This window comes from Acidovorax temperans (assembly GCF_006716905.1).
Taxonomy (GTDB): domain Bacteria; phylum Pseudomonadota; class Gammaproteobacteria; order Burkholderiales; family Burkholderiaceae_C; genus Acidovorax; species Acidovorax temperans.
Genome location: NZ_VFPV01000003.1, coordinates 469925 through 479289, shown reverse-complemented (window position 1 = coordinate 479289; position 9365 = coordinate 469925). Strand labels below are relative to the sequence as shown.

Below are 9365 nucleotides of genomic sequence, written 5' to 3'. Positions count from 1 at the left end.
CGGGGCAATGCCGCTCAGTTAAGTCTGAGCGGCATTTTTTTGACGGGATACTGGGTCTTGGTCATACGAACCTCACGCGGATACCGCCTGTGGGATCTGCGAGGCGGCAGCACGAAGCGGCGGATGTTCTTTCTCATGGCCGCAAGCTTGGCCGGGATGGCCCCAGGGGTGTGTGATCCTGAACTCCACAGCCACTCATCCACGATGTAGCGCAGCGCCGTGATGAAGCTGATGCGACAGGGCTGCACTTTGGCCTCGTCTGCGATGCGCGTGATCTCCAAGCGGATCAGGTTGTACATCAACAAGGTTGCCCACAGCTCTTGCTTGACCCCATCGGGTTGCTGGCTGCGCAACGTCATCGCCTGGCCCAGCATGTCCGTCTTCATCTCTCCATAGGCCAGCTCAATCTCCCAGCGTTCGTGGTACAGCGCGAACACCTCCTCGGCCTTGTAGCGTGCCGGATCCATCAGGGACGTGAACAAGGTTCTGGGTTTGCCATCGAGTTCACGGGTGATGGCGCGCACCTCCCACGTGAGCGGCAAGCCGGGGTCTTTCTTGCGAGCTTGGGGCGAGACCTTCATGCGCAAGCTCACATCGCCAGGGCCATGCGTTTGCACCACCTCGCCCCTGAGTCCGGCACGCGCAGGGATCAGCCAGTGACGTCCCTGGCGGTGTTGCAGCGGCCACAGCAGACTTGCCGAGTAAAACCCTTTGTCCACAATCACCAGCGAGTCAGGCGGCAACTTCGGCCACAAGCGTTCAGCCAATGCGTACTCACTGGTGTCGTAGGCATCCAGGCTGGCATCTACCAATAAACGAGCTCTGGCATCGAGCAAGCAGGCCATGCGCACCAGGGGGAAGGGACTTTGGTGGTCTGCGTGGTTGCGCTGGCAACCAAAGTGCTGGCGGTTGTCTTGTGTGTCGGGGGTACGCCAGACCACGCCATCCAATGCGTACAGCGCCAAGCCTTGCCAGCGGTGGCGAGCGGCCTGCTGGTGCGCCCAATGGGCAGCAGTGTGGCGAAACAGCCATTGCAGGGGCTCACTGCCCAGCCGTTGGCGCGCCTGGCTCAGCGCGCTGGAGCTGATGGGTTCATTGTGCTGCCCAGGCAGTGCCAGCTCCAGTACCTCGGCCACGTTCACGATGGAGCGGTCTCTAAGCAAGGCCACACCCAATACCAGCCAAAGTGCCTGCTCCATGGGCAGTCGCCGCTTGCGCAGCGTGGCTACACCCGTCATCTGCAAGGCCTGTTCAATCCACTGCTGGGGTATGTTGCTTTGAACGACACCCCATTGTTCGGGGCTCGCAAACTCATGGGTATCGTTCAGGTACTCTTGCAGCAGCATTGGCTATCGCTTGACCTCTATGGCCAAAGCTCAATTGATCAAGCCTGCACTGTACAAACAACAAAGACCCCGAAGGGCCTTTGCTTAACTTACTGGCATTGCCCTTCGGGGCCGTTTTTTGTTGGGCGTTGTCACCAAATCGTCATGAATTCGTCACTATGCTAAAGGCCATAACAACAAAAAGGAGGAGCCATGGCAGAAGGAAGAACGGCAGTGGGGCGGGGCGTGTTGCTGGTGTTTTGTGCCGTGTTTGTGGTCCTCTTCACGGCCGTGGGTTACTGGGCCGGGCTGCGTCCCCTGGCCTCTACCTTGCAGGCTGCGTTGTCAGTCCAGTCGTGGCAGCCTGTGCCAGCGCAGGTGCTGGACGCCCAGATTCGCAAACATGCGGGCAGTGAGGGAGGCACCGCCTACCAGGTGCTGGTGCGCTATCGCTACGAAATCGCTGGCAAATCCTACGAAAGTCAGCGCGTGGGGTTGGCCCCCCAAGCGGGTGCCGACAACGTGGGTGATTGGCAGGAGCGATGGTTTCAGACGCTGCACCAGGCGCAGCAACAAGGGCGCCCCATCACGGTCTGGGTCAACCCCGCGCAGCCCTCTGAGGCCCTGGTAGACCCGTCCATCCGCTGGCGGTTGCAAATCTTTCGCTTGCCGTTTGCACTGGTCTTTACCGGGGTGGGCTTGGCCGCTGGCTGGATGCTGTGGCGGCTGCTGTCGGGCCGCGTTGCAAAGGCGCCAGAAGATTCACCGCCCAACCCGCTGACCAACAGCCATTGGGGTCTGTGGGCCTTCACGCTGTTCTGGTGCGGTATTTCTTTTCCCATGGCGGCGCTGTTCTGGAGCGACGCTCGCGCACCCTGGTGGGTCAAGGCGCTTTTGGGAGGTTTTGTGGCCATTGGCGCGGGCATGGTCTGGGCTGCTGTTCATCAAACCCGCAAGGTCTGGCGCTACCGTGGTCTGGCCATGACGGCACTGCCGTCACGGCCCAGGGCTGGGCAGCCCGTTGAAGTGACGCTGGTGCTGCCGCCCCGCGCGGCGCAGCACCCGGCTGCTGACCAATTCCAGCTGCGCGTGGCGCAATACCGTGTGGACGAAGCCAGTTCAGGCTCACCCGAGCGGCGCGTGCAGACCCTGGAGGCTGGCACGCGCCGCCTGGCACTGGGTGATGGGCATCTGCGCCTAGTGGCCCGGTTTTCCCTTCCAGACGATGCTCCTACCCATGGCGCCCAGCGCAGTGGCGAGCGCGTGGACTGGCGGTTGGAGTTGTTGGGGGCAGAGGGCGGGCTGGAGCTGGCTTATGACTTGCCTATTCAAGCATCCACCGCGATAGAGGTGCGGTTGGATGTCGATCCGTACGCTCCTTCGGCTGCCTGGCAGGAGGAGATCCCTATTGGACCGGTCGACGCGGCGGAAGAGGGCGGCGCGGCTTCACCGGGCGTATCACGGCTGCCTGTCAATGTTCAGGTGCGCGAAGGGGCCGGTGGATGGAGTCTGCAGTTTGGGCAAACGCCTTGGCGCTGGTCTGCCGTGGTGGCTGCTGCCGCATTGGTAGGCGATGGGTGGAATCATGCCCGCCTGCAGCCCGGCGCATTCGTGCTACCGCAGAGCCTGTGGGGCATGTTGGCCTGGCTGGTGTTGCTGGGGTGGCTGCTGCACGCTGCAACCCGGCGCTGGACTTTGAGCGTGCTGGACGATGGTCTGCTGGTGGCAAGAGGTTCGTGGTTCTGGTCGCGACGGGTTCAGTTGCCCGGTGCTGCCAGCCAGTCCCTGGTCTACAAACTGTTTTTTACGCATGGCGCAGGCGCCGCGAAGCGAGACTACTACGCCGTGCATGCCAAAAATGCACAGGGTGAGTTGACCAGGCTCACCCCTGGTGTGCATGGCACGGGCACTGCGCGTGCCGTAGGTCAAGCTATCGCGCAGGCGTGGAAGGACCGTCAAGGCCGCTTCACGCCAGGGTTGCAGCGGGCGGTGGCAACGGAGCATTCCCGGCCTGCGTGGGGCGGCTTCTTGGTCGCGGCGCTGGCGTGCGCATGGGTGATGGATACCCGGGTTCTGGCCTGGAACCCCGCCCGGCACCAGCAGTCTGCCCGTGCTCCACAGGTGGAACGCATCTGGGCCCCCGCAGATGCCCAGCTCATCGACGCCCAGAACGCAGGAAATGCACAAGCCCTGGCGCAGGCGCTGCAGCAGGGCGCCAACCCCAATTTGCTGGCCGACAGTGGTTCTTCCATGCTCATGCTCGCGGCCCATCGCGGGCAGCAGGAGCATGTGGAACTGTTGCTCCAGGCAGGGGCGCAGGTGGATTTTCGACAGATGCAAAAAGACAGTGAGCGGGGCGACACCGCCTTGCTGCGGGCCTTCTATGGCGGCCACCTTGGCGTGGCGCAACGGCTGGTGCAGGCGGGTGCCAGCTTGCAGGCCCGCAACCGCTGGGACTGGGGCCCCGTGCACATGGCCGCGCAAAGCGGCTGTGTGCCTTGCCTGGCGTGGCTGCAAGGGCAGGGCCAGTCACTGGTGGAGCCTGCCCCGGCAAGCCGTGGCGAGACACCGGCCATGCTGGCGGCGGCCAAAGGGCGCCTGGCCGCTTTGGAGTGGTTGCAAGCGCAAGGCGTGGATTTGTGGAGCCGCGACGCGCACGGCAAAACGGCGCTGGACTGGGCCCAGTTTGGCAAACAGGCAGATGCGGTGCGCTGGCTGCAAGAGCGCCAGCCAGTGGCGCCTTGAGGTGCAGGTTTGATCATATGCTATAAAAAATATAGCTGCTTGCGCTTGTCTGACAAGCGCTGGAGGTCGTTTTGTGGCTCTTCTAGCGAATGCTAGTGATGCCCCTTTAATTGCGCCCCATGGCCCCAATGCCAGTAAGTTAAGCAAAGGCCCTTCGGGGTCTTTGTTGTTTGTACAGTGCAGGCTTGATCAATTGAGCTTTGGCCATAGAGGTCAAGCGATAGCCAATGCTGCTGCAAGAGTACCTGAACGATACCCATGAGTTTGCGAGCCCCGAACAATGGGGTGTCGTTCAAAGCAACATACCCCAGCAGTGGATTGAACAGGCCTTGCAGATGACGGGTGTAGCCACGCTGCGCAAGCGGCGACTGCCCATGGAGCAGGCACTTTGGCTGGTATTGGGTGTGGCCTTGCTTAGAGACCGCTCCATCGTGAACGTGGCCGAGGTACTGGAGCTGGCACTGCCTGGGCAGCACAATGAACCCATCAGCTCCAGCGCGCTGAGCCAGGCGCGCCAACGGCTGGGCAGTGAGCCCCTGCAATGGCTGTTTCGCCACACTGCTGCCCATTGGGCGCACCAGCAGGCCGCTCGCCACCGCTGGCAAGGCTTGGCGCTGTACGCATTGGATGGCGTGGTCTGGCGTACCCCCGACACACAAGACAACCGCCAGCACTTTGGTTGCCAGCGCAACCACGCAGACCACCAAAGTCCCTTCCCCCTGGTGCGCATGGCCTGCTTGCTCGATGCCAGAGCTCGTTTATTGGTAGATGCCAGCCTGGATGCCTACGACACCAGTGAGTACGCATTGGCTGAACGCTTGTGGCCGAAGTTGCCGCCTGACTCGCTGGTGATTGTGGACAAAGGGTTTTACTCGGCAAGTCTGCTGTGGCCGCTGCAACACCGCCAGGGACGTCACTGGCTGATCCCTGCGCGTGCCGGACTCAGGGGCGAGGTGGTGCAAACGCATGGCCCTGGCGATGTGAGCTTGCGCATGAAGGTCTCGCCCCAAGCTCGCAAGAAAGACCCCGGCTTGCCGCTCACGTGGGAGGTGCGCGCCATCACCCGTGAACTCGATGGCAAACCCAGAACCTTGTTCACGTCCCTGATGGATCCGGCACGCTACAAGGCCGAGGAGGTGTTCGCGCTGTACCACGAACGCTGGGAGATTGAGCTGGCCTATGGAGAGATGAAGACGGACATGCTGGGCCAGGCGATGACGTTGCGCAGCCAGCAACCCGATGGGGTCAAGCAAGAGCTGTGGGCAACCTTGTTGATGTACAACCTGATCCGCTTGGAGATCACGCGCATCGCAGACGAGGCCAAAGTGCAGCCCTGTCGCATCAGCTTCATCACGGCGCTGCGCTACATCGTGGATGAGTGGCTGTGGAGTTCAGGATCACACACCCCTGGGGCCATCCCGGCCAAGCTTGCGGCCATGAGAAAGAACATCCGCCGCTTCGTGCTGCCGCCTCGCAGATCCCACAGGCGGTATCCGCGTGAGGTTCGTATGACCAAGACCCAGTATCCCGTCAAAAAAATGCCGCTCAGACTTAACTGAGCGGCATTGCCCCATGGCCCTCATTTTTTAAGTATGACGCCTTTGCGTCTGCCCCAGGAGAAGGCCATGCGACAGCAACAGATGACGCGCTTGATCCACAGCTTGCCCCAGCTGACGCACCACCAGCTCCAGCAACTGGCAAGCTCTCTGCAGGCTCTGCTCGATCACAGTCAAGCCATCGCCGTTTTAGAAGCACACGGTGATGCTCCTCGGGCTTGCCCGCATTGCAGCAGCTCCCTGCTCGTCAAGAACGGCTCGGCCAATGGGCTGCAACGTTTCAAGTGTCGCCATTGCGCACGCACCTTCAACGCCTTGACTGGCACACCGCTGGCGCGTTTGCATCTGCGGGACAAGTGGATGGGTCAGGCACAAGCTCTGAGCGAGGGCCTTTCGCTAAACCAGGTGGCCCAGCGCCTGGGCGTGGCGCAAAGCACCGCCTTTCGCTGGCGCCACCGCTTCCTGGCCTGCCCAAGCCACCAGCAGGCTCACCAGCTTGTGGGCATTGCCGAGGCCGATGAGTCCTACTTCCTGGTCTCCTGCAAAGGCCAAAGAGGGTTGCTGCGCCGTCCTCGCCGGCGGGGCGGCAAGGCACTGGCTGGCTGCAAGGGTTCGGAGTACACACCCGTACTGATGGCACGAGACCGGGCGGGAGCAACGGTCAACCTCATTCTGCAGACGAGCAAGGCCGTCAGTGTGCAAGCAGCACTCAAGCCCTTGTTGCCACCGGACACCATCCTGTGCACCGACGGCAGCGTCACTCTGGCCAGTGCAGCGCGGCTCTTGGGTGTGCAGCACCGGGCAGTGAACGTGAGCCGGGGCCAGCGGGTGAGGGGGCCCTGGCATGTCCAGAACGTCAATGCCTATGTCAGCAGGCTGCGCGGGTGGATGCAGCGTTTCAAGGGCGTTGCAACGAAATACCTTGATTCGTACCTGGGCTGGTTCAGGATGCTGGACCGATCAGGCCCCACGGGGCTGCAGCCCGCGCTGGTGCTGGGTGCGGCCATGGGGAATCAAAGTGTCACTAGCATTCGCTAGAAGAGCCCGTTTTGTCTTGAAATCGCGGCCCACCTGGGTGGCTTGTGGTGGCAAGCCCCAGGCGCCACTCTCTCGTTCAATCCTGTGGCCTGAAGCCAATCTCCAGTGAGGAAGGTACACGCCCATCCACATCGCGTGGCAAGGTTTCCGTCTTTTCCAGGGCGCGCAACACGGCGTCGTCCCATGCCTTGTTGCCACTGGACTGGATTAGCTTTTTGCCGACGATGGTTCCGTCGGGCGCCGCACGCACTTCCACCACGGCCCGGGGGTTGCCCGAAATAGCATCGGGGTACACGATGTTGGGCTTGACCTTGGCTGCCACCTTGCCGCCGTAGCTGCCTGAGGGGCCCGAGGTAACCTTGTCTTTGCCCGTGGCATGTTCGCCGCCAGTGGCGCCCGCCAGGCCTTGCATGCGGCGCATGTTGGCGTCACGCAAGGCGGCCAGTTCCTTGGCTTCGGCATCGGCCCGGCGCTTCGCATCGGCTTCCGCCTTGCGTTTGGCCTCCGCGTCTGCGGCGGCCTTGCGCTTGGCTTCTGCTTCTTCGGCACGGCGCTTTTCTTCGGCCTGCTTCTTTTGCTCGGCGCGTTTTTGTGCTTCCTGCTTTTCCTTCAGCTCGCGCTCTTTTTCACGTTCCTTCTCGCGTTCTTTTTCTTTTTGCAGGCGCTCTTTCTTTTCAGCTTCCAGCTTCTCGCGGCGCTCGCGTTCGCGCTTTTCTCGCTCCTGCTGTTCGGCGCGTTCACGCTTTTCCTGCGCCAGCCGCTTTTTCTCGCGCTCGATGGCAATGTCTGCTTCGCGGGTGTCAGGCTTTTCCTGAGCCCGTGGCGCAGGTGGAGGCGGGGGCGGCACCACGGCAGCGGGTGGCGGAGGAGGCTCTGCGGGCGTGGGAGGCGCAGGCGGTGGGGGCGGGGCCACGAGGGCAGGCGCGGCCTGCTGCGGAACCGCTGACCACAGCTCGGCCTCCACTGCTGGCTGGTCGGTCGTCGTGGTCCAGTTCACCCCCATGGTCAGCGCCGCGATCAATGCGGCGTGCACCACAACGGCCAGCGACACCGCGCGCAGGCGGCCGGGCGGCGAGGGGGGGGAGAACTGGTCGCGTTCGTCGTGAGCGTGCATGGATGGTCTGGTGACGCTGCGGTATCAGCCGCCTTGCTTGACGGAAAGGCCCACGCGCTGCACGCCGGCTTTTTGCAGGGCATCCATGGCTTTGACCACGGCTTCGTATTGCACGCCCTTGTCGGCACTGATGATGACGGCGGTGTCCTTGCTCTGGTCTTTTTGCCAGCGCAGGGCAGCCTCACCCACTTCGCGCTGGGTGACGGTGCGCGTGGCCTCAGGTGTCTTGAGCTGTAGCGACCCGTCCTTGTTCACGATCACCTGCGCCACCACCTTGGGTACATTTTTGCCTTTGCCCACGCTGGGCACATCGATCATGCCGGGCGTGAGCATGGGCGCTGTCACCATGAAGATGATGAGCAGCACCAGCATCACGTCGATGAAAGGCACCATGTTGATTTCATTGATGGTGCGACGGCCTCGGCCGCGGGACGCCATGGCGGGCATGCGGGCTCCTTAATGGCCAGAGGCCGATTGCGAAGGCTGTGCGCCCAGGTTGCGCTGCAGAATGTTGGAGAACTCTTCGATGAAGGTTTCGAGGTGCGTGGCCACGCGATCAATGTCACGCGCAAACCGGTTGTAGGCAATCACCGCAGGAATGGCAGAGAACAGGCCAATGGCCGTGGCGACCAGCGCTTCGGCAATGCCAGGGGCCACGGTGGCGAGCGTGACCTGCTCCATGCCTGCAAAGCCGGTGAAGGCGTGCATGATGCCCCACACGGTGCCAAACAGGCCGACGTAAGGCGAGACGGAGCCTACCGATGCGAGGAACGACAGGCTGGACTCCACCACATCCATCTCGCGCTGGAAGCTCGCACGCATGGCGCGGCGGGCGCCGTCCAGCAGCGTGCCGGGGTCGGTGATGCGGCGCTCGCGCAGCTTTTGGTATTCGCGCATGCCGCTGGCAAAAATTCGCTCCATCGGGCCTGCGTTCTTGGCATTCTGTGCTGCGCTGGCAAACAGGTCATTCAGGCTGGTGCCCGACCAGAACTCGCGCTCAAAATCCTCGTTGAGTGACTTCACCCGCTTGAGTGCAAACAGCTTGCGGAAGATGGCCGCCCAGCTAGCGATGGAGACGCTAAGCAGCAGCAACATCACCAGCTGCACCACCCAGCTGGCCTGCAGCACCAGGTTCAAGATGGACATGTTTTGAGGGGTCATGAAAGTTGTTCCAGAAGGGTGCTCGGTATTCTTGCGGGCCGCATCGTTGCAGCATCCACCCAGCCAATGCGGATGGTGCCTTCGGTCAGCAACGTGGGCTTGTCTTCGGTCATGTGCTCTGGTTTCAGGAGCGCTTGCTGCGTGATTGTCAGGGATGCGCGGCCCTTGTCGAGCAGGCTGGCGGTAACAATCAGTTCGTCGTCCAGCTTGGCGGGCCGCAGGTAACGCAACTGCGCGTCGGTTACGACAAACATGCCGCCGGTTTGTTCCCGCAAATTGTGCTGGCCAACGCCCAATGAGCGCAGCCATTCGGTGCGCGCGCGCTCAAAGAACTTCAGGTAGTTGGCATAGAACACGATGCCGCCGGCATCGGTGTCCTCCCAGTACACGCGGATCGGGAATTCAAAAGCCATGCCGTTCCCTCAA

General features: G+C 62.3%; 8 protein-coding genes. 3 read left to right on the top strand and 5 right to left on the bottom strand.

Translation table 11 applies throughout. The features are described 5' to 3' along the window. Positions 1 to 14: 14 nt before the first annotated feature. Entirely contained in the window at positions 15 to 1346 is a 1332-nt protein-coding gene (locus tag BDD18_RS17175; RefSeq protein ID WP_125958944.1) for an IS4 family transposase, read from the bottom strand. 192 nt (positions 1347 to 1538) lie between these two features. On the opposite strand from BDD18_RS17175, the gene BDD18_RS17170 reads away from it, so the two are divergent. The 3 genes from BDD18_RS17170 to BDD18_RS17160 all read left to right on the top strand — a co-directional run bounded on the left by BDD18_RS17170 (position 1539) and on the right by BDD18_RS17160 (position 6664). Continuing rightward, positions 1539 to 4070 (top strand): ankyrin repeat domain-containing protein, encoded by a 2532-nt coding sequence (locus tag BDD18_RS17170; RefSeq protein ID WP_142084651.1) that lies wholly within the window; start codon positions 1539 to 1541, stop codon positions 4068 to 4070. A 227-nt stretch (positions 4071 to 4297) separates the two neighbouring features. Continuing rightward, positions 4298 to 5629, top strand: coding sequence for an IS4 family transposase (locus BDD18_RS17165; protein WP_125958944.1), 1332 nt, complete (start codon positions 4298 to 4300; stop codon positions 5627 to 5629). Positions 5630 to 5695: 66 nt separating this feature from the next. Continuing rightward, entirely contained in the window at positions 5696 to 6664 is a 969-nt protein-coding gene (locus BDD18_RS17160) for an IS1595-like element ISAte2 family transposase (RefSeq protein ID WP_142084649.1), read from the top strand. A 76-nt stretch (positions 6665 to 6740) separates the two neighbouring features. Here the strand turns inward: BDD18_RS17160 and tolA are convergent, their stop codons facing one another. Genes tolA through ybgC form a run of 4 tightly spaced genes read right to left on the bottom strand, consistent with a single transcriptional unit; the run spans position 6741 to position 9352 of the window. Further along, positions 6741 to 7778 carry a cell envelope integrity protein TolA gene (gene tolA / locus BDD18_RS17155; protein ID WP_142084647.1) on the bottom strand — a complete coding sequence of 346 codons (1038 nt, stop codon included), beginning with the start codon at positions 7776 to 7778 and terminating at the stop codon, positions 6741 to 6743. A gap of 24 nt (positions 7779 to 7802) precedes the next feature. Continuing rightward, positions 7803 to 8225 (bottom strand): biopolymer transporter ExbD, encoded by a 423-nt coding sequence (locus BDD18_RS17150; RefSeq protein WP_142084645.1) that lies wholly within the window; start codon positions 8223 to 8225, stop codon positions 7803 to 7805. Between the two features lie 9 nt (positions 8226 to 8234). Continuing rightward, positions 8235 to 8939 (bottom strand): protein TolQ, encoded by a 705-nt coding sequence (tolQ, locus tag BDD18_RS17145; protein WP_066693536.1) that lies wholly within the window; start codon positions 8937 to 8939, stop codon positions 8235 to 8237. Further along, positions 8936 to 9352: a tol-pal system-associated acyl-CoA thioesterase gene (gene ybgC / locus BDD18_RS17140; RefSeq protein WP_142084643.1), complete on the bottom strand. Its 417-nt coding sequence runs from the start codon at positions 9350 to 9352 to the stop codon at positions 8936 to 8938. The genes tolQ and ybgC overlap by 4 nt, the downstream gene beginning before the upstream one ends. Positions 9353 to 9365 lie beyond the last annotated feature (13 nt).

Excerpts from the sequence above, each read along its gene's own strand:
- BDD18_RS17160 (WP_142084649.1), top strand. The coding sequence starts at position 5,696 with ATGCGACAGCAACAGATGACGCGCTTGATCCACAGCTTGCCCCAGCTG.
- tolA (WP_142084647.1), bottom strand. The coding sequence starts at position 7,778 with ATGCACGCTCACGACGAACGCGACCAGTTCTCCCCCCCCTCGCCGCCC.
- tolQ (WP_066693536.1), bottom strand. The coding sequence starts at position 8,939 with ATGACCCCTCAAAACATGTCCATCTTGAACCTGGTGCTGCAGGCCAGC.
- ybgC (WP_142084643.1), bottom strand. The coding sequence starts at position 9,352 with ATGGCTTTTGAATTCCCGATCCGCGTGTACTGGGAGGACACCGATGCC.
- BDD18_RS17165 (WP_125958944.1), top strand. The coding sequence starts at position 4,298 with ATGCTGCTGCAAGAGTACCTGAACGATACCCATGAGTTTGCGAGCCCC.
- BDD18_RS17175 (WP_125958944.1), bottom strand. The coding sequence starts at position 1,346 with ATGCTGCTGCAAGAGTACCTGAACGATACCCATGAGTTTGCGAGCCCC.
- BDD18_RS17170 (WP_142084651.1), top strand. The coding sequence starts at position 1,539 with ATGGCAGAAGGAAGAACGGCAGTGGGGCGGGGCGTGTTGCTGGTGTTT.
- BDD18_RS17150 (WP_142084645.1), bottom strand. The coding sequence starts at position 8,225 with ATGCCCGCCATGGCGTCCCGCGGCCGAGGCCGTCGCACCATCAATGAA.